Below are 18,889 nucleotides of genomic sequence, written 5' to 3'. Positions count from 1 at the left end.
CCTGGAGAAATAGGCAAATAATCAGGAGAATTAGGTATCCAAGCCGTGTGCTTGAACCGGATTTCCGTTGCCCTTGTTCCTTGAAACCAAAACTGTGCGATCCGGCCTTGCATTCCAACATCCGTTTTGGACATTCGCCAAAAGGCCTTTTCCAGCCTGTTTCGCGAAGCTGTTCAAGTTGCCCGCTCGCGTTCCTGCAATCAGATTGCTTGAGCGAATTCGACCACTGAACAAGCCAGGCAACGCGAGCCGCGTTTCGGCCAGACTATCGGCAAAACTGCCCGATTCACCGATACATTGGAGAATCAGGCAAATAATCGACAGCTTTCAGCAAACGAAAATTGCTGCACTGCGCGCATAATCTCATCCGAGTTTCAGACTGTCTGTCGGGCAGCATCATCGACCATCAAAGACAGTGCATCACAAAACCGCCGGCGACCGCTGCGAGCGTTCGCATCGAAGTCCCGGCTCTCCAGCAACTTTCCAGACATTGACTTGACGACTGCCGGCTCTGCCGGCGGAAGGTCCCGCCGCTTTTTATCGCAGCGGCGGCGATTGATTTCACTTCTGATCCGACAACGAAAGCGCACATGTACCGATCGGCATCCCTCGCATGCGTAAAAACAGCGACGCGCCTGAATACAGGCGCGTCGCTCCATGGCACGACAAAAGCAGGCTTAGAACACGCTTTCGGCGATGTTGTGCTGTTCGATGACGGCGCGGATGGTGTTGCTTTCCGGCTTGGTGGCGAAATGGCATTCCTTGGCTTCGGCGCCGATGCCGCCCTGGCAGCCCTTTTGCAACGGGCAAGTGGCGAACAGTTCGGCAACCCAGTCAACGAAGGCGCGCACCTTGGGCGAAAGATGGCGGTTGTGCAGGTAGACTACCGAAATCGGCATCGGCACCGGCTTCCATTGCGACAGGATTTCCACCAGGCGGCCATCCTCGATATAAGGCTGGATCATGTACAGCGGCGCCTGCACCAGGCCGAAGCCCTGCAAGGCGGACGCCACGTAGGCGTCGCCATCGTTGACCGACAGCTTGCCGGCCATCTTCACCTCGACCGGCGCACCGTCGACCATGAAGTCCCAGTCGATGGTGCGGCCGGTGCGGCTGGAGAAGTAATGCACCGACTGGTGATTCTGCAGATCGTCGATGACATACGGCATGCCATGCCGTTCGAAGTAGATCGGCGAACCGCAGGTGACCGCCTGGAAAGTGCCGATGCGGCGCGCCACCATGCTCGAATCCTGCAGGTCGCCGACGCGGATCACGCAATCGACCGCCTCCTGCACCATGTCGACCGGACGGTCGCTCATGCCCATGACCAGTTCGATATCCGGGTACTTGCTATAGAAATCGCACAGATTGGGCAACAGCAGCAGGCGCCCGATCGATGCCGGCACGTCGATGCGCAAACGCCCTTGCGGGCCGCGCGTGACATTGCGGAACGATGCCTCGGTCTCATCGACCTCGGCCAGGATGCGCACGCAACGCTCATAGTAAGCCGCGCCGTCCGGCGTCAGGCTGATGCGGCGCGTGGTGCGGTTGAGCAGGCGCACCTGCAGCAGGCTTTCCAGTCCCTGGACGATGGTGGTCACCGTGGTGCGCGGCAAATTCAGGTTATCGGCGGCGCGCGTGAAACTGTTGGCGTCGACCACCGCCGTAAAAACCTGCATTGCTTGGAAACGATCCATTTCATTCTCCCTGGCGACAGCGATTCTGTGGCCGAATTTGCCTCAAAACCTGCCACCGATTGTTTTGCAACAAGTGGTTTTTTGCTGCCAAATTGCTATCTTTTGTTGCCATCGAACGGCTTTTCCCGGCTTTGGCACAAGTTCTCGAAACTAATGAAAAACCGCGTCAGCCGTGGCTGGCAGCGTTTTTCGGCAAAACTAATTCGGGTATTTTACGCCGATTGTTCGGAACCGGCGAACAGTGTTGTTGAATTTGATGGCTTTATCCGCCCCCATGCTGTGCCGCACAATCCGCTTCAACTTAGCGAATCCGGCTTTAACGGCCGCGACCACATCATGGAAGTCGAACAAGCTTCAACCGTCACCAACTTCACCGTCCCCGGTCCGATCGGCGCTATCCCGGTGCGCCTGTATGAACCGCAGGGACGCGTGAAAACCGGCGACTTGCAGTCGCTGGTGCTGTACTTCCACGGTGGCGGTTTCGTCTCGGGCGGACTCGACGACGCCGACCTGCAAGCGCAATACATTGCGCGCCACAGCCGCGCCGTGGTGTTGTCGGTGGCCTATGCGCTGGCTCCGGCCAAGCCGTTCCCGGCCGCGCCGGAAGACGCCTACGCCGCCGCCTGCTGGGCCGTCAAGAACGCCGGCATGCTGCACATCGATCCGCGTCGCATCGCGGTCGCGGGCGACGACGCAGGCGGCAACCTGGCGGCCAGCCTGACCATGATCACGCGCGACCGCTGCGCCGCGCCGTTCGCCGCGCAAGTGCTGATCAGCCCCATGCTCGATCCCAGCATGACGCTGCTGGGCGACGCCAAGCGCCTGAAGTCGGACATGACCGCCGAAGCCTGCGCCCTGCGCTATCGTCAGTACCTGCCGCAGACCATGCAACGCCTGCATCCCTACGCCGCGCCGCTGGAAGCCAGCCGCCTGGCGGGATTGCCGCCGGCCTTCATCGCCACCGCCGAATGCGACGTGCTGCACACCGAAGCGGAAAAATACGCTGCCGCACTGATCCGCGCCGGCGTGCATACCCAGGTGGCGCGCTTTGCCGGGCTCACGCACGGCGCGCTGCGCACACATATTCCGCTGCTCAAAGAAATCGTCGAATTCCTGCGCCGCCGCTTCAGTGCGACCGGTTCAGCCCCTACCAATCTTGCCTTCCAACCTTCCTAATGAGGTCCATCATGTCCAGCAACTTCACCTTGCGCAATCGCTACATCGTCACCGCGGCAGCCCTTGCCGTCATCGCCATCGCCGTCGCCGGCACCCTCTCGGCCATCGGCGTCGACTCCACCGCCAACGCGCAACAGGCGCCGCAAGCCGCCGGCGTCGACGTCGCCGAAGTCATCAGCAAACAGATCACCGACTGGCAGCAATATTCCGGTCGCCTGGAAGCCGTCGACCGCGTCGAAATCCGTCCGCTGGTATCCGGCACCCTGACCGCCGTGCACTTCAAGGACGGCGCGCTGGTCAAGAAAGGCGAGGTGCTGTTTACCATCGACCCGCGTCCTTACGCCGCCGAAGTCGCCCGCGCGCAAGCGCAACTGGCCGGCGCCGAAGCCCGCGCCGCCTACACCGCATCGGACGTCGCGCGCGGCCAGCGCCTGCTGGGCGACAACGCGATCGCCCGCCGCGACTATGAAGAGAAGCAAAACGCCGCGCGCGAAGCCGCCGCCAACGTCCAGGCGGCCCAAGCCGCGCTGCGTTCGGCCAAGCTGAATCTGGAATACACCCAGATCGTGGCGCCGGTCGCTGGCCGCATCTCGCGCGCCGAAGTCACCATCGGCAACATCGTCTCGGTCGGCTCCAGCACGCCGCCGCTGACCACGCTGGTGTCGGTGTCGAAGATGTACGCCGCGTTCGACGTCGATGAGCAAAGCTTCCTCAAGTACGTCAATCCCGCCCGTGCAAAAGGCGCGCAAGTGCCGGTCTACCTCGGCCTGGCCAATGAAGACGCTTACTCGCGCGAAGGCAAGGTCGGCTCGGTCGACAACCGCCTCGACACCTCGTCCGGCACCATCCGCGTGCGCGCCGTGTTCGACAACGCCGACGGCCAGTTGGTCCCGGGCCTGTACGCCCGCATCCGCCTCGGCGGCGGCGCGCCGCGCGAGGCCCTGCTGATCGATGAAAAAGCCATCGGCACCGACCAGGACAAACGCTTCGTGCTGGTGCTCGACAAGGACAACCATGCCACCTACCGTCAGATCCGCGTCGGCGCCAATCAGGACGGCTTGCGCGTAGTCGAAAGCGGCCTCAAGAGCGGCGAGCGCATCGTCGTCAACGGCCTGCAACGCATCCGTCCGGGCGACACCGTGGCGCCGACCGTGGTGCCGATGATCAAGGTTGCCGACACTACCGCACCGGCCAAGTCCGACAAGAGCAAGGTTTGACGGCAAGTCCTGAAAGCGCGGCTTTAAAAGATCGCATCAAAAGATCGCTTCAAAAGATTATTAACGGGGAATTCCCATGAATATTTCAAAATTCTTTATCGACCGCCCGATTTTTGCGGGCGTGCTGTCGATACTGCTGCTGCTGGCCGGGGTGTTGGCCATGTTCCAGCTTCCCATTTCCGAATACCCGGAAGTGGTGCCGCCGTCGGTGGTGGTGCGCGCGCAGTATCCCGGCGCCAACCCGAAAGTCATCGCCGAAACCGTGGCCTCGCCGCTGGAAGAGCAGATCAACGGCGTGGAAAACATGCTGTACATGCAATCGCAGGCCAATAGCGACGGCAACCTGACCATCACCGTCAACTTCCGTCTCGGCGTCGATCCCGACAAGGCCCAGCAACTGGTGCAGAACCGCGTTTCGCAAGCCCTGCCGCGCCTGCCTGAAGACGTGCAGCGCCTCGGCGTGACGACCATCAAGAGTTCGCCGACGCTGACCATGGTGGTCCACCTGATCTCGCCCGACAATCGCTACGACACCACCTACCTGCGCAACTACGCCGTGCTGAACGTGAAAGACCGTCTGGCGCGCATCCAGGGCGTGGGCGAAGTCGGCCTGTTCGGCTCGGGCAACTCGCCATGCGCGTCTGGCTCGATCCGAACAAGGTGGCGCAACGCGGCCTGACCGCCAGCGATGTGATCAAGTCGATTCGCGAACAAAACGTGCAGGTGGCCGCCGGCGTGATCGGCGCATCCCCAAGTTCGCCCGACGTGCCGGTGCAATTGTCAGTCAACGCGCAAGGCCGCCTGAAGACCGAGGAAGAGTTCCGCGACATCATCTTGAAGAGCGCGCCGGACGGCGCCGTCACCAAGCTGGGCGATGTCGCCCGCGTCGAGCTGGCCGCCTCCGAATACGGCCTGCGCTCGCTGCTGGACAACAAGCCGGCGGTAGCGATCCCGATCTTCCAGGCCCCTGGCGCCAATGCGCTGGACGTCTCGACACAGGTGCGCGCGGCGATGAAGGACCTGGCCAAGGACTTCCCGGCATCGGTGGAATACCGCATCGTCTACGACCCGACCCAATTCGTGCGCGCCAGTATCGAAGCGGTGGTGCACACCCTGCTCGAAGCGATCGCGCTGGTCGTGATCGTCGTGATCATCTTCCTGCAAACCTGGCGCGCATCGATCATCCCGCTGCTGGCCGTGCCGGTGTCGATCATCGGCACCTTCTCCCTGATGCTGGGCTTCGGTTATTCCATCAACGCACTGTCGCTGTTCGGCATGGTGCTCGCCATCGGGATTGTGGTCGACGATGCCATTGTGGTGGTGGAAAACGTCGAACGGAACATTTCCGCCGGCCTGTCGCCGCGTGAAGCGACCTATCGCGCCATGCAGGAAGTCAGCGGCCCGATCATCGCGATCGCGCTGACGCTGGTGGCGGTGTTCGTGCCGCTGGCCTTCATGACGGGCCTGACCGGCCAGTTCTACAAGCAGTTTGCAATGACGATCGCGATCTCGACCGTGATCTCGGCGTTCAACTCGCTGACCTTGTCGCCGGCGCTGGCTGCGATGCTGCTCAAGGGCCACGGCGCCAAACCTGACTGGCTGACGCGTCAGATGGATCGCTTCCTCGGCGGTTTCTTCATCCGCTTCAACCGTTTCTTCAATCGCGCCTCGGAAGGCTACGGCAAGGGCGTGACCGGCGTGATTTCGCGCAAGGCTTCGGTGATGGGCGTGTACGCCATCCTGCTGGCCGCGACCGTCGGCATCGCCTACATCGTGCCGGGCGGCTTTGTGCCGGGCCAGGACAAGCAATACCTGGTGGCCTTCGCGCAGTTGCCCAACGGCGCCTCGATCGACCGCAGCGAAGACGTGATGCGCAAGATGAGCGACATCATGCTCAAGGAACCCGGCGTCGACAGCGCCATCGCCTTCCCCGGCCTGTCGATCAACGGCTTCACCAACAGCTCTTCCGCCGGCATCGTGTTCGTGGGCCTGAAACCCTTCGAGGAACGCAAGAGCAAGGAACTGTCGGGCAACGCCATCGCCATGTCGCTCAACAAGAAATTCGGCGGCATCAAGGAAGCCTTCACCGCCGTGTTCCCGCCGCCGCCGGTGATGGGCCTGGGTACGCTGGGCGGCTTCAAGATGCAGATCGAAGACCACGGCTCGGTCGGCTACGCCGAACTCGACGCCGCGGCGCAAGCCTTCATGAAGGCCGCCGCCAAGGAGCCTGCGCTCGGTCCGATGTTCTCCAGCTACCAGATCAACGTGCCGCAACTGGACGTCGACCTCGACCGCGTGAAAGCCAAGCAGCTCGGCATTCCCGTGACCGATGTGTTCAACACCATGCAGATCTATCTGGGCTCGCTGTACGTCAACGACTTCAACCGTTTCGGCCGCGTGTATCAGGTGCGTGCCCAGGCCGATGCGCCGTTCCGCGCCACGGCCGACGACATCGGCATGCTCAAGACCCGCAATTCCGCCGGCGAGATGGTGCCGCTGTCTTCGGTGGTCAAGGTCAAGCCGACGTTCGGACCTGAAATGGTGGTGCGCTACAACGGCTTCACCGCTGCCGACATCAACGGCGGCCCGGCCCCCGGCTACTCGTCGGACCAAGCCGAGAAAGCCGCCGAACGCGTGGCCGCCGCCACCCTGCCGCGCGGCGTGCGCTTCGAATGGACCGACCTGACCTATCAGAAGATCCTCGCAGGCAATGCCGGCGTGTGGGTATTCCCGATCAGCGTGCTGCTGGTGTTCCTGGTGCTGGCTGCGCTGTATGAAAGCCTGACCCTGCCGCTGGCCGTGATCCTGATCGTGCCGATGAGCATCCTGGCGGCCCTGACCGGCGTCTGGCTGACCAAGGGCGACAACAACATCTTCACCCAGATCGGCCTGATGGTGCTGGTGGGCCTGTCGGCGAAGAACGCGATCCTGATCGTCGAATTCGCCCGCGAACTGGAACTGCAAGGCAGCACCGTGATCCGCGCCGCCATCGACGCCAGCCGCCTGCGCCTGCGTCCGATCCTGATGACTTCGATCGCTTTCATCATGGGCGTGGTGCCGCTGGTGACGTCCACCGGCGCCGGTTCGGAAATGCGCCACGCGATGGGCATCGCGGTGTTCTTCGGCATGCTGGGCGTGACGCTGTTCGGTCTGTTCCTGACGCCGGTGTTCTATGTGCTGCTGCGTAGCATCGGCGGCGGCAAGAAGCTGCACACCGCGCACAAGCACGAAGCGCCGCTGACTAGTGGAACACATGTTGCTGCGGCCGATCCGCACGACGGCCGTTGATCCGGTCAATGAGCAAAGGAAAATAAAATGAATACACGCACAATCAACAGCCTCGGAGGCCTGGGCGGCAAGCTGCTCAAGCCCGCCAGGATAGGTTCGGCCCTGCTGGCGGCAATGCTGGTGCTGGCAGGCTGCTCGGTGGCGCCGACTTACGAACGCCCCGCCGTCGACACCTCGGTCGCCTTCAAGGAAGCCGCCGACGCCAAGGCCGCATCCGACTGGAAGACCGCGCAACCGGCGGAAGAACTGGCGCGCGGCGAATGGTGGAAAATCTTCAACGATGCAGGCCTTAATGCTCTGGAAGCCCAGGCGCTCGACGCCAACCAGAACCTGAAGGCCGCCGCAGCCCGCTTGAGCCAGTCGCGCGCGCTGCGCCAGGACGCCCGCTCCGGTTTGTTCCCGCAAATCGACGCCGGCTTCGGCGCGACCCGCCAACGCCAGTCGCCCGCTTCGCAAAACCTGCCGGCCGACGCCAACACTTCGCCGACCACCTTGTGGCGCGCCCAGCTCGGCGTGTCGTATGAAGCCGACCTGTTCGGCCGCGTCGCCTCCACGGTCGACGCCGCCACCGCCGACGCGCAGCGCAGCGAAGCGCTGTTCCAGTCGGTGCGTCTGGCGCTGCAAGCCGACGTCGCGCAACAGTATTTCCTGCTGCGCGAACTCGATGCCGAGCAAGAGTTGTACAGCGGCACCGTCGAACTGCGCGCGCAATCGCTGAAGCTGGTCCAGCGCCGCTTCGATGAAGGCGACATCAGCGAAGTCGATGTCGCCCGCGCCAAGTCGGAACTGGCATCGGCGCAATCGGAATCCTTCGGCATCGCGCGCCAGCGCGCCAACGCGGAACATGCGCTGGCGATCCTGCTGGGCAAGACGCCGGCCGAGTTCTCGTTCACGCCGCAACCGTTGTCGCGCCTGGCGATCAGCATCCCGCCCGGCCTGCCGTCGGAACTGCTGGAGCGCCGTCCCGACATCGCCGCCGCCGAACGCGCCATGGCTGCCGCCAATGCGCGCGTCGGCGTGGCGCGCTCGGCCTGGTTCCCGCGTCTCGACCTGACCGGCGGTCTCGGTTATGAGTCGGCCAAACTGGGCGACCTGTTCAACTGGTCCAGCCGCACCTTCCTGCTCGGCCCGCTGGTCGGCACCGCGCTGACCTTGCCGATCTTCGACGGCGGCCGCCGCGAAGCCGGCGTCAACCGCGCCCGCGCCGCGTATGAAGAAGACGTCGCCAACTATCGCCAGACCGTGCTCACGGCCTTCCGCGAAGTGGAAGACAACCTCGCCAGCCTGCGCATCCTGAGCGACCAGACCAAGGCGCAGGACAATGCGGTGCAGGCATCCAACCGCGCCGCCACGCTGTCGCATGTGCAATACCGCGAAGGCTCGGTCAGCTACTTCGACGTGATCGACGCCGACCGCACCGTGCTGCAACAACAGCGCGCTGCGGTCCAGCTCGACGGCGAACGCGCGCGCTCGACCGTCAACCTGATCCGCGCGCTCGGCGGCGGCTGGCACAACCAGGCGCAAGCGATGGCACCCAGCGACACGCAAGCAAAAAACGACGATATGACCAAGGCTGCCGACAAGGCCGATACAAAAGCCATGTAATGTGTTTCGTCCCCTTGCCGACCGGAGCGGTTGCCCATGCCGAACTGGTCGGCTTTTTTTATTCCCTGTGACTGCGGCGTATTCTGGCTATGATGCAATTGCCGTAGCCGCCAACCATACGCGCAGGCACGATCAACCGAACTCACCCTCCCAGGAGATTTCCATGTCGCTTTCCATGCACCAGGTATCCGTCCCGGTATTCATCCGCTCGTTGAATGTCTTGTCCGCACTGCTCGACAAGGCCGTCGCCCACATCGAGGAAGACAAGCTCGATCCCGAGAGCATTCTCACCGCCCGCCTGTTCGAAGACATGTATCCGCTGACCGCGCAAATCCAGCGCGCCAGCGACGCCGCCAAGTTCGGCGCGGCGCGCCTGGCCGCCGTCCAGCCGCCGAGTTTTGCGGACGAAGAAACCACCTTCCCGCAATTGCAGGAGCGCATCGCCAAGACCATCGCTTTCCTTGAAGAACTGAAACCGGAACAGATCGACGGCAGCGAAGACCGTGAAATCGTCATGAAACTGCGCGACCGCGAAGTCCGCCTCACCGGCCAGTCCTACCTGTTCACGTTCGCGCTGCCGAACTTCCTGTTCCACGTCACGACCGCCTACGACATCCTGCGCCACAAGGGCGTGAAGATCGGCAAGCTGGATTATCTGGGGTTTTAGCCGGCAATAAAAACGGCTCGCGCCGTCCATTGCCGTCGTCCCGGCGAACGCCGGGGCCCAGTGTCGTGGAGACGGCTGATACGACGCTGGGTCCTGACATACGTCAGGACGACAGTGGTGCAGGAGGGCAACAAGGGAAGAACGTTGTCAGGCTTCACTGAACGGACCGAGCGGCGCGAGCCGTTTTTTCATTCGAACGCCATGCCCGCGCGTTGCAACATGCGCCGGCAGCGACTCGACAAATGGAGCAACTGCAATTGCTTGCCGGCCTTGGCGTAGCGCTCCGTCAAGGCTTCCAGCGCCGCGATCGCGGAATGGTCGGCCACGTGCAGGTGGCGGCAATCGACGACGATGCGACGCGGGTCCTGCGCCGGGTCGAACAATTCCTGGAAATGCGCGGCCGAAGCGAAAAACAGGGTGCCGTGCGGAACGTAGGTTTTTTCGCCGTTCGCTGATGCCTCGACATCGGCGCGAATCTCGCGTGCATGCTGCCAGGCGAAATTCAGGGCGGCGATCACGATGCCGCACAACACCGCCACCGCGAGATCGGTGAACACGGTAATCACCGTGACCGCCACGATCATCAGCGCATCGTTGCGCGGCACCTTGCCCAGCACGCGCAGCGATCCCCAGGCAAAGGTCTGCTGCGCCACCACGAACATCACGCCCACCAGCGCCGCCAGTGGAATGCGCTCGATCAGCGGCGACAGGAACAGAATGAACAGCAGGATCATTGCGCCGCTGACCGCGCCCGACAGCCGCGAGCGCCCTCCCGAACCGAGATTGATCATGGTCTGGCCGATCATGGCGCAACCGCCCATGCCGCCGAACAGGCCGGACACGAGGTTGGCGGCGCCCAGCGCCAGGCATTCGCGATTGGGCTGGCCGCGCGTCCCGGTAATGTCATCGGTGAGGTTGAAGGTCAACAGCGTCTCCAGCAAACCCACGACAGCCATCAGCACGGCGTAGGGCGCGACGATGCGCAAGGTTTCCATGGTCAGCGGGACGTCGGGGAAATGGAAAATCGGCAGGTTGCCGGCGATATGCGCCATGTCGCCCAGCGTGCGCGTGGGCAGATGCAGCAACTGGCTGGCGATGCCGACGCCGACGATGGCCGCCAGCGCCGGCGGTATCGCTTTCGTCACGCGCGGCAGCAGATAGACGATCAGCATGGTCACGCCCACCAGCGCCCCCATGATCAGCAACGGCGTTCCCTGCAGCCAATGCGCGCCCGTCGGCGTGGCCTGTTTGAAATGCTCAAGTTGCGCCATGGCGATGACGATCGCCAGTCCGTTGACGAAACCCAGCATCACCGGATGCGGCACCATGCGGACCAGCTTGCCCAGCCGCAGCGCCCCGAACAGCAACATCAGGAGTCCGCTCAGAATCACCGTGAGCAGGAAATATTGCGCGCCGTGTTGCACCACCAGCGCCACGATCACCACCGCCATCGATCCGGCCGCGCCGGAAATCATGCCGGGCCGGCCGCCGAACAAGGCGGTGACGGTGCAGATGATGAAGGCGCCGTACAAACCCATCAGCGGATTAAGCTGCGCCACCAGGGCGAAGGCGATGCACTCCGGCACCAGCGCGAACGATGAGGTCAGGCCCGCCAGGATATTTTTTTGCGCGTCCGCGAACCACGCGTCGCGCAGGGAATTCAGTTTCATCGATTGCCGTCCGTAGTCTGAAGCCGCAGCGACAGACGTCGGCAGCGGCGGCAACGGCGCATGCAATATCCACACCTGCGCCGGCGCAGTGCCGATCGACGACAAACTGTGAATGAACGCGTCAGGAAAGAAGGCGTCGCAAAAAAGCGGGGAAGTCGTGGGAATATTGCATTGTCAGGCAGGAAAGGCCTGCGCCGAAGACAGGCAGAGAAATCCGCCCGCCCGGCATTTTACCGTATCGACGGCGACCTTTCCCGATGGCGCTCAGCGCGCGACGACATACCCCAGTCGCACCACCGTCACACCAGGACCGAGCTGGCGCAGCGACGGCATGACGATGACGCAGTTGTCGTAAGGCGTGACGAACTCGCGCTCGCCTTCGCGGGCGATGACGGTGCCGGCTTTGGCGATGATTTCCATGCCGCGGTAGTCGTCGGCGAATTCAAAATCGTAAGAAGTCGCCACCACCGGTTCGGTGACGCGGAAGAATTGCTGCGTCGGCGGATCGCCCGGCAGCATCAGGGCGCGCAGGTCGCTTTCCGGCATGACGCCGGTGGCGATCATGAAACGGCATGCCGAATCCATCGCCACATCCTTGCTGCGTGCGGAGAAATGCTGGCCGGTCTCGATCAGCAGGGCATTCTTTGCGCTGGCCGGATCGCCGAAACCGGCATAGTCGCGCATGCGCTTGCCGTTGGGATGGCCGACGTCGATGATCACATGTCCCGGCGCGCCGACGTCGGCAGCGAACTGGATGCCTTTTTCCAGCGGGCCGCTGACGATCAGCGGCGGCGCCTCTTCATGCATGGAATGCAGGTCGAGCATGTAATCGACCGTGTCGATGACGGGACGCAACTGGCGCGCGCGGCGCAGTTCGACGCTGTCCTCGGCGCCGTCGAGCCGGGACGGCGACCAGACGCGGTTCATGTCTTCATCGACAAAACGGTTGGCGTCGGGATCGCGCGCATCGAAACGGCGATATGCCTCGACGTTGGCGAAGCCCAGCGTGACGCGCCCTTTCCGGGGACGCAAACCGGCCTGCAGCAGGCGCTCGACGGTGATGGCGCCGCTGACTTCATTGCCGTGCATCAGCGCCAGGATCATTACGTGCGGTCCGGCGACGCCGCTGTCGATGCTGTGTACGTAGTCGACGCCGGTGTTGCCGTCGCGCCATTTGTCGATGTCGGGAAACGCCACCTCGACCGGATAGTGTTTCAATTGTGCGCGTACTTGTTCCAGGGTTTTCATGCAAAAGACTCCAGCTTAAGGTTGTTGGTTGCGGCCCATCCTGCGCCCCAGCGCGACGACCGCGACAAGGCTGATCAGCGCGGTGGCCATGACATAGAAGCTCGGCGCCATCTTGTTCTCCGTGGCCGCGATCATCCAGGTTACGATCAGCGGCGAGAAACCGCCGAACAGCGTGACCGAGAAGTTATAACTCAGTGCAAGACCCGTGCCGCGCGTCTGCGTCGGGAAAATATCCGACAACATCGCCGGGATCGGCCCCAGACAGGCCGCGATCAGCACGCCCACAATGCCTTGCACCAGAATCAGCGTGGTCACGTTCGGCCAGGTGTTCAGCAGCATGAACAAGGGGTAGGAAGTCAGGCCGATGGCCAGCATGGCGATCGTCAGCACGCGGAAACGGCCGTAGCGATCCGACAAGGTGCCGAATACCGGCGCAGTCAGCATCAGCACCAGTCCGGTGATCAATGCACCAATGAAGGACGACGTCGCCGGGATATGCAATTGCTTGAGCGCATAGGTCGGCATGTACAGTTTGTGCACGTAGTTGAAGGCGGTCGCACCGGCCACCACGCCGATGCCGAGCAAGAGCTTCACGCGGTCGCGCACCAACACGGTCGCCAGCGGCGATTTTTCCGCTGTGGAGCGGGCGATTTGCTTGAACTCCGGCGTTTCGTCGATCTGCCTGCGGATATAGATGCCCACCGGCCCCACCAGCAGGCCGAAGCAGAATGCGATGCGCCAGCCCCAGTCGTTGAGTTGCGCCTCGCTCAGATTAAAGCTCAGCAGCGCGCTCACGCCGGCAGCCAGCACCGTCGCCAGACCTTGCGTCGACAACTGCCAACTGGCGAAGAAGCCGCGCCGCTTGGCGTCGGCATGCTCCACCATGAAAGCGGTCGCCGCGCCGAATTCGCCGCCGGTCGAAAAGCCCTGCAGCAGACGCGCAACGATGATGATCAGCGGCGAAGCGATGCCGATCTGCGCGTACGTCGGCGCGAACGCGATCATCGCGGTGCCGACCATCATGATCAGAATCGACGCCGTCAGCGACGCCTTGCGGCCGGCGCGGTCGGCGTAGGAACCGAGCACGATGGCGCCCAGCGGACGGATCACGAACGAGATGCCGAAGGTGCCGACGCTCAGCAGCAGCGAAGTCGTTTCGTCCTGAGTCGGGAAAAACAGCTTGCCGATCACCACCGCAAAGTAGCCGTAGATCAGCAGGTCGTAGAATTCCAGCGCGTTGCCGATGCTGGCGGCGCAAATCTCTTTCCAGGGACTCTTGCGCCTGACTGCCTGCGCGTGGCGTTGTACGGCGGGATGTTGTATGTGTTGCGATTCCGGTTCGACTGACATGCGGCGACTCCCATTCTCTCGTTCCGGCGCTGCAGGCCGGTTATTGTATTGATGTCCGGAACCATCGTTGCCGTGGCCGGGGCACACTGGTTGCGGTGCGCATCGGCATGACGGAAGGCATTCCGGAGACTTGTTGAGAGGGGGAGTATAGTAAGCGCGATTTTTCGCTTATTGCCGTTTCGGCACAGCTTCGTGCTTTTTTCAGCGCCGCTGCGCGGGCTGCGGAATCTGCTCAGTCGACGGCGTCCGACACCACGCCGTCCCAGATGGCGGTGACCAGAGGATTGCCGTTGCCGCGCATGCGATACAGCGAGATATCGAAGTTCACGCGCATCCCGGCGTCGCCGATCACCAGCAAGCGGCGCGCGGCAATATCCTCTTGCAGCAGGCGCTGCGGCAGCCATGCGACGCCGGTCCCGCGCCGCGCCATTTCCAGGATCGCCTCATAGGAGTCGGCCTCGTAGACCATGTGCAACGCAGGCTTGCGCGACAGCCCCGCCAGATGCTTGGCCAATACGCCGCGCAAGGTCAGCGATTGCGAAAAGCCCAGCCACGGCGTCGCCGCCGCGGCGCCGGCAAGGGTCGACAGCTTGAATTTCGGCCGGCCTTTTTTATCGGCGGCGCTGACCGGCAACAGGACTTCGCGCGCCAGCGTCAACGATTCGTAGCGCAGGGGATCGATCAGCAGACGCGTGGTCGGGCTCGAATAGATCAGCAGCAAATCGGCCTCGCCGGCGGCCAGCCGCATGATCACGTCCTGCGCGCCGCCGGTGCTGACGGATACCGGGAAAGGCCCGAAACGCCGATTGATGCTCTCATACCAGTCGGGCAAAAACGTCCGCGCCAGCGTGCGGCCGGTGGCCACGCGCAAGACTTGTTCACGGGGACCGGCATTGTCCTGCAACTGCGCCCTGGCCGCATGCAACACATCCACCGAATGGGAAGCCGCGTCCAGGAACAACTGGCCTGCAGGCGTCAGCGACACCGGGTGCGAACGCACGACGAGTTCGGCGCCGACCCACTGTTCCAGCGCCTTGATGCGCCGGCCGAAGGCCGGATGCGTCACAAAGCGGTTCTCGGCCGCACGCGAAAAACTGCGCGTGCGCGCCAGCTCGATGAAATCTTCCAGCCAAATCAGATGCACCTTGCCGCTCCTCTTCCGTCTTTATCCGCATGGACCATGTTACCAGTCCGTCCGAGAGCAGATGTCATGCCATGGCGCAAAGGACTCAGGGCACGAAGCCCGGAATCTTGCTGTGATCGACGGCATCGATCTGGCTCGGGTTCATGAAACGGTCGGCGTACTTCTGATAGACTCTGCTGCGCACGAAGACGTCGAACAGGTCGGGGTCGATATGATCGCGCATGCGGAAGCCGCCGAGGATTTCCAGCGCTTCGCTGAGCGTGTTGCCCTTCTTGTAGGGACGGTCGGCGGCGGTCAGCGCCTCGAAGATGTCGGCGATCGCCATCATGCGCGCCTGCAGCGACATCTGGTCGCGCGTCAATCCCCTCGGATAACCCTTGCCGTCCATGCGCTCGTGGTGGCCGCCGGCATACTCGGTGACGTTGCGCAGTTGCTTCGGCCACGGCAGCGACTCCAGCATCTTGATGGTGACGACGATGTGGTTGTTGATCACCTGGCGTTCGGCATCGTTGAGCGTGCCGGCGCGGATGCGCAGATTGGTGATTTCATCCTCTGTCAGGGCGGAACTCTCGCGGCCGTCCGGAGCGCGCCATTGGCGCGCGGCGATGCTGGTCACGCGCTGCTGGTCTTCCGGCTTCATGCCTTCGCTGCCGATGTTGGCCTTGCGCAGGAAGTCGCGGTCGGCGTCGAGCTGCGCGCACTGCTCCTCCAATTCGCGGTCCAGCGCTTCACTCTTGGCGGCATCGGGCGTTGCACCCAGCGCCAGCTTCTTTTTGAGGACAGCGATTTCGGCATCGCGCTTGAGCACTTCGAAACGCGTGTCGATCAGGCCGATACGATCGTAAATGGTTTGCAGCTTGGTGGACTTCTCCACCACATGATCGGGCGTGGTGATCTTGCCGCAATCGTGCAGCAGGCCCGCGACCCACAACTCGCGGCGGTCGCGCTCGCTCATCTGGAATGCCGCCATTGGGCCTTCCGTCGTTGCATGCGTCGCTTCCGCCAGCATCATCGCGAGTTCGGGCACGTGTTCGCAGTGACGGCCGGTATGCGGCGACTTTTCATCGATGCCCATATTGATGAGCCTGATGAAATGCTCGAACAGGTTTTCCAGGCGATAGATCAATTGCTGGTTGGTGATGGCGATGGCCGCCTGCGACGCCAGCGCCTCGATGAAATATTGATCGGTTTCGGAGAACGGATGCGGCTTGCCGGTCTCGGGATTGATCGCGTTGACCAGTTGCAACACGCCGAGCAGTTCGCCTTCATGATCCTGCATCGGCACCGTGAGGAAAGACTCCGAGTGATAGCCGAACTTCTCATCGAACATGCGCATGCCGGAGAAGTTGAATCCCTCGGCCTGGTAGACGTCTGGAATGTTCACCGACTTGCGCGTGTTGGCGGCATAGGCCGCCACCGCGCTGAGGTTTTTGGTGCCGTCGGCATTGGTCAGGCGGATGTTCGGGATGCTGACCTTCTGTTCGCTGCTGCCGCCCTGGTGCATGCCCAGCGTATCGTTGATCGAGATGTAAAACGCCAGGCTGTCTTCCTCTTCCACCGTGCGATAGAGCGTGCCGCCGTCGGCCAGCGTGATGCTGCGCGCGGTCTGCAGGATGCGTTCGAGCAACAGGGGAATATTGCGATTGGTGCTCAGCTCCACGCTGAGCTCGGTCAGTTTTTCCAGGCGGTGGGCGATATCGAGATGCAGGTTTTTCATGTTGTTCGTCGGCTCAATGGAAATGGCTGGTCCGCGCCGCATGTACGTATGCACGCATACATGGCGCGGCGCGAATGCTTTTGCTTGCGATCCTGAAAAGATACGCTTCAATGCTGACAACGAAATGTCGAGCAGAACGTCTTTTGCCCGTTTGTTACCGTCACGCGACAGCACGGCAAGGCGACCTGCCGGATACGCCCCGGCGCATTGCGCGCCGGTCCGCGAAGTGAGATTGACCATCGATCTGGACGTGCATTGCAGGCGGCACGCGCCACACTCTTTCTCTCCATGACAATGACGTACGGCAAATCGATTTTTCGCCCTGCGCCGTCTCTTTGATTTATGTCATTTTTCCTTGCATGCGCCGCGCGTCCGGGCCGCTTTTTATTGATTTAGATCGACGGATAACTTACCATCGAACGATGTTGCATAAATTGCCACATTCTGCTTCCAGGCGGCAATTTTCATGCACAAAAACAAGACACACCAATTACGGGGGACCGCGAAAAATTTCCGCTCGGATATATTTCCGGTCACAACAATCATCACCATCCAGTCCATACAATGCGCGTAGAAATTCTCGGCTGCAGCGGCGGCATAGGCGGCAATGCCCTTCGCACGACCTCGCTGCTGGTGGACCACGACATCCTCATCGACGCCGGCACCGGCGTCAACGATCTGCCGCTGCCGGCGCTGGCCGCGATCGACCATGTCTTCATCACGCATGCGCATCTGGACCACATTACCTGCCTGCCCTTCATGCTCGACAGCGTCGGCGACATGCGCAACACGCCGCTGACCATGCACGCCACGCAAGCGACGCAAGACATCATCCGCAAGCACATTTTCAACTGGCAGATCTGGCCTGACTTCAGCGAAATTCCTTCACCGGAAAACCCGTTCCTGCGCTTCAACACCATCGAAGTCGGCAAGTCGCTGGTGATCGACGAACGCAGCATCACCGCGTTGCCGGCCAACCATACCGTACCCGCCGTCGGCTACCAGTTGCAAGACCTGCGCAGCAACGCCAGTCTGGTCTTCAGCGGCGACACCACCTCCTGCGACCCGCTGTGGGAAATGGTCAACGCCATTGCCGACCTGCGCTACCTGATCATCGAAGCCGCCTTTCCCGACAGCGAACGCGAACTGGCGATCTTGTCCAAACATTTCTGCCCCAGCCTGCTGCTGGAAGAACTGGTCAAGCTGAAATCCGCCCCCGACATCTTCGTCACCCACGCCAAACCCGGCCTGTTCGGGCAGATCGAGCGCGAACTGCGGCAAGGCGTCGGCGACCGCAACATCAGGATGCTGACGGCGGAGTCGGTGTTCGAGTTTTGATCTTTTCCGTACTACGATTTCGCGCGCGCCTCATTGCACCATGCAGGCGTTGACCCTGGCGCTGCCGATCGACTGCGGGTTGGGTGAATTCCTGCTGATCGATTGCGGCATGGTCACCGGGACGCCCTGCGTCGGTGGCACAATAACCGGCGGCGTGTTCAAGTTGGCGACATAGCCGAACTGGCCGGCCTGGAAGACCTGCTGGCCGCCGTTGTTCGTGAGTACCACTGCCCCCTGCGCGACATCGACGTACAAACCGTTGGCCGGCATCGCTCCGCTCGGCGTCGGCACGCCGCCGCAGTCGTTCTGGCAGAACAAGGCGCCGAAGTGAGTGCCGCGTATGCCGATGGTCGCCGTCGGCGTATCGAAGCTGACGGCATCGTGGTTGCGCTTGCCGATCAGGCCGGTGACGGCGCGCAGCCCGCCCTTGACCAGGCCCATCGCAACGTTGTTCTTTTCCGGTTTTTCAGCATCGTAGAGATAGCTCTTCACCACCAGCTCGGAAGCGGGCCGCAGCACGATCTCGCCGTCGTCCATGAACTTGACGCGCGCATAGGTGTTGGCCTGGGTGATCAGCGTATCGCCCTGCAACACTTCCGACTTCGATCCCATCACGCGCACGCTGCCGTCGGGATGCCGCGCCGTCAGCACGCCGGACAGATTCGTCACGGTGCCGACGACCTGCGCATATGCCAGGCTTCCCCATCCCAGCAACAACATCAGCGCAAGCAGGCGCCAATTTTTTCTCATCGTTTGATTCATACAGCGATAT

Annotated in this window: 12 protein-coding genes and 1 pseudogene; 6 read left to right on the top strand and 7 right to left on the bottom strand. The window is 62.4% G+C overall.

All coding sequences use genetic code 11. The annotated features are described in order from the left end of the window. Positions 1 to 677: 677 nt before the first annotated feature. Entirely contained in the window at positions 678 to 1,697 is a 1,020-nt protein-coding gene (locus RV1423_RS11580; RefSeq protein WP_034296669.1) for a LysR family transcriptional regulator, read from the bottom strand. Positions 1,698 to 2,033: 336 nt separating this feature from the next. On the opposite strand from RV1423_RS11580, the gene RV1423_RS11575 reads away from it, so the two are divergent. The 5 genes and pseudogenes from RV1423_RS11575 to RV1423_RS11555 all read left to right on the top strand — a co-directional run bounded on the left by RV1423_RS11575 (position 2,034) and on the right by RV1423_RS11555 (position 9,650). Continuing rightward, positions 2,034 to 2,873, top strand: a complete 840-nt coding sequence (locus tag RV1423_RS11575) for an alpha/beta hydrolase (RefSeq protein ID WP_034296744.1) — start codon at positions 2,034 to 2,036, stop codon at positions 2,871 to 2,873. An 11-nt stretch (positions 2,874 to 2,884) separates the two neighbouring features. Next, positions 2,885 to 4,090 (top strand): efflux RND transporter periplasmic adaptor subunit, encoded by a 1,206-nt coding sequence (locus RV1423_RS11570; protein ID WP_034296742.1) that lies wholly within the window; start codon positions 2,885 to 2,887, stop codon positions 4,088 to 4,090. Positions 4,091 to 4,166: 76 nt separating this feature from the next. Next, a pseudogene (locus RV1423_RS11565) lies at positions 4,167 to 7,378 on the top strand (efflux RND transporter permease subunit). A gap of 27 nt (positions 7,379 to 7,405) precedes the next feature. Next, positions 7,406 to 8,983: an efflux transporter outer membrane subunit gene (locus tag RV1423_RS11560; RefSeq protein WP_051516642.1), complete on the top strand. Its 1,578-nt coding sequence runs from the start codon at positions 7,406 to 7,408 to the stop codon at positions 8,981 to 8,983. 163 nt (positions 8,984 to 9,146) lie between these two features. Then, positions 9,147 to 9,650, top strand: coding sequence for a DUF1993 family protein (locus RV1423_RS11555; RefSeq protein WP_034296668.1), 504 nt, complete (start codon positions 9,147 to 9,149; stop codon positions 9,648 to 9,650). 188 nt (positions 9,651 to 9,838) lie between these two features. On the opposite strand, the gene RV1423_RS11550 is transcribed toward RV1423_RS11555, so the two are convergent. The 5 genes from RV1423_RS11550 to RV1423_RS11530 all read right to left on the bottom strand — a co-directional run bounded on the left by RV1423_RS11550 (position 9,839) and on the right by RV1423_RS11530 (position 16,779). Beyond that, positions 9,839 to 11,320 (bottom strand): SulP family inorganic anion transporter, encoded by a 1,482-nt coding sequence (locus RV1423_RS11550; RefSeq protein WP_051516645.1) that lies wholly within the window; start codon positions 11,318 to 11,320, stop codon positions 9,839 to 9,841. Between the two features lie 264 nt (positions 11,321 to 11,584). Next, entirely contained in the window at positions 11,585 to 12,568 is a 984-nt protein-coding gene (locus tag RV1423_RS11545; protein ID WP_034296667.1) for a M14 family metallopeptidase, read from the bottom strand. A gap of 15 nt (positions 12,569 to 12,583) precedes the next feature. Continuing rightward, positions 12,584 to 13,918: an MFS transporter gene (locus RV1423_RS11540; RefSeq protein WP_081768794.1), complete on the bottom strand. Its 1,335-nt coding sequence runs from the start codon at positions 13,916 to 13,918 to the stop codon at positions 12,584 to 12,586. 232 nt (positions 13,919 to 14,150) lie between these two features. Beyond that, positions 14,151 to 15,062: a LysR family transcriptional regulator gene (locus tag RV1423_RS11535; protein WP_034296666.1), complete on the bottom strand. Its 912-nt coding sequence runs from the start codon at positions 15,060 to 15,062 to the stop codon at positions 14,151 to 14,153. Between the two features lie 85 nt (positions 15,063 to 15,147). After that, positions 15,148 to 16,779 carry an HD family phosphohydrolase gene (locus RV1423_RS11530; protein ID WP_155835089.1) on the bottom strand — a complete coding sequence of 544 codons (1,632 nt, stop codon included), beginning with the start codon at positions 16,777 to 16,779 and terminating at the stop codon, positions 15,148 to 15,150. 564 nt (positions 16,780 to 17,343) lie between these two features. Here RV1423_RS11530 and RV1423_RS11525 point away from each other — a divergent pair. Continuing rightward, positions 17,344 to 18,117: a 3',5'-cyclic-nucleotide phosphodiesterase gene (locus tag RV1423_RS11525; RefSeq protein ID WP_034296664.1), complete on the top strand. Its 774-nt coding sequence runs from the start codon at positions 17,344 to 17,346 to the stop codon at positions 18,115 to 18,117. Between the two features lie 30 nt (positions 18,118 to 18,147). Here the strand turns inward: RV1423_RS11525 and RV1423_RS11520 are convergent, their stop codons facing one another. Next, positions 18,148 to 18,867 (bottom strand): FecR domain-containing protein, encoded by a 720-nt coding sequence (locus RV1423_RS11520; RefSeq protein WP_231502200.1) that lies wholly within the window; start codon positions 18,865 to 18,867, stop codon positions 18,148 to 18,150. Positions 18,868 to 18,889 lie beyond the last annotated feature (22 nt).

The sequence above is a fragment of the Herbaspirillum sp. RV1423 genome, from assembly GCF_000577615.1.
Lineage (GTDB): Bacteria > Pseudomonadota > Gammaproteobacteria > Burkholderiales > Burkholderiaceae_D > Herbaspirillum.
Note: the sequence above shows the minus strand (reverse complement) of the source record. Positions and strands in the feature narration are given on the sequence as shown.

What these genes read in the sequence shown, in the direction of transcription:
- RV1423_RS11580 (WP_034296669.1), bottom strand. Translation starts at nt 1,697, where the DNA reads ATGGATCGTTTCCAAGCAATGCAGGTTTTTACGGCGGTGGTCGACGCC.
- RV1423_RS11575 (WP_034296744.1), top strand. Translation starts at nt 2,034, where the DNA reads ATGGAAGTCGAACAAGCTTCAACCGTCACCAACTTCACCGTCCCCGGT.
- RV1423_RS11570 (WP_034296742.1), top strand. Translation starts at nt 2,885, where the DNA reads ATGTCCAGCAACTTCACCTTGCGCAATCGCTACATCGTCACCGCGGCA.
- RV1423_RS11560 (WP_051516642.1), top strand. Translation starts at nt 7,406, where the DNA reads ATGAATACACGCACAATCAACAGCCTCGGAGGCCTGGGCGGCAAGCTG.
- RV1423_RS11555 (WP_034296668.1), top strand. Translation starts at nt 9,147, where the DNA reads ATGTCGCTTTCCATGCACCAGGTATCCGTCCCGGTATTCATCCGCTCG.
- RV1423_RS11550 (WP_051516645.1), bottom strand. Translation starts at nt 11,320, where the DNA reads ATGAAACTGAATTCCCTGCGCGACGCGTGGTTCGCGGACGCGCAAAAA.
- RV1423_RS11545 (WP_034296667.1), bottom strand. Translation starts at nt 12,568, where the DNA reads ATGAAAACCCTGGAACAAGTACGCGCACAATTGAAACACTATCCGGTC.
- RV1423_RS11540 (WP_081768794.1), bottom strand. Translation starts at nt 13,918, where the DNA reads ATGTCAGTCGAACCGGAATCGCAACACATACAACATCCCGCCGTACAA.
- RV1423_RS11530 (WP_155835089.1), bottom strand. Translation starts at nt 16,779, where the DNA reads ATGAAAAACCTGCATCTCGATATCGCCCACCGCCTGGAAAAACTGACC.
- RV1423_RS11525 (WP_034296664.1), top strand. Translation starts at nt 17,344, where the DNA reads ATGCGCGTAGAAATTCTCGGCTGCAGCGGCGGCATAGGCGGCAATGCC.
- RV1423_RS11520 (WP_231502200.1), bottom strand. Translation starts at nt 18,867, where the DNA reads ATGAGAAAAAATTGGCGCCTGCTTGCGCTGATGTTGTTGCTGGGATGG.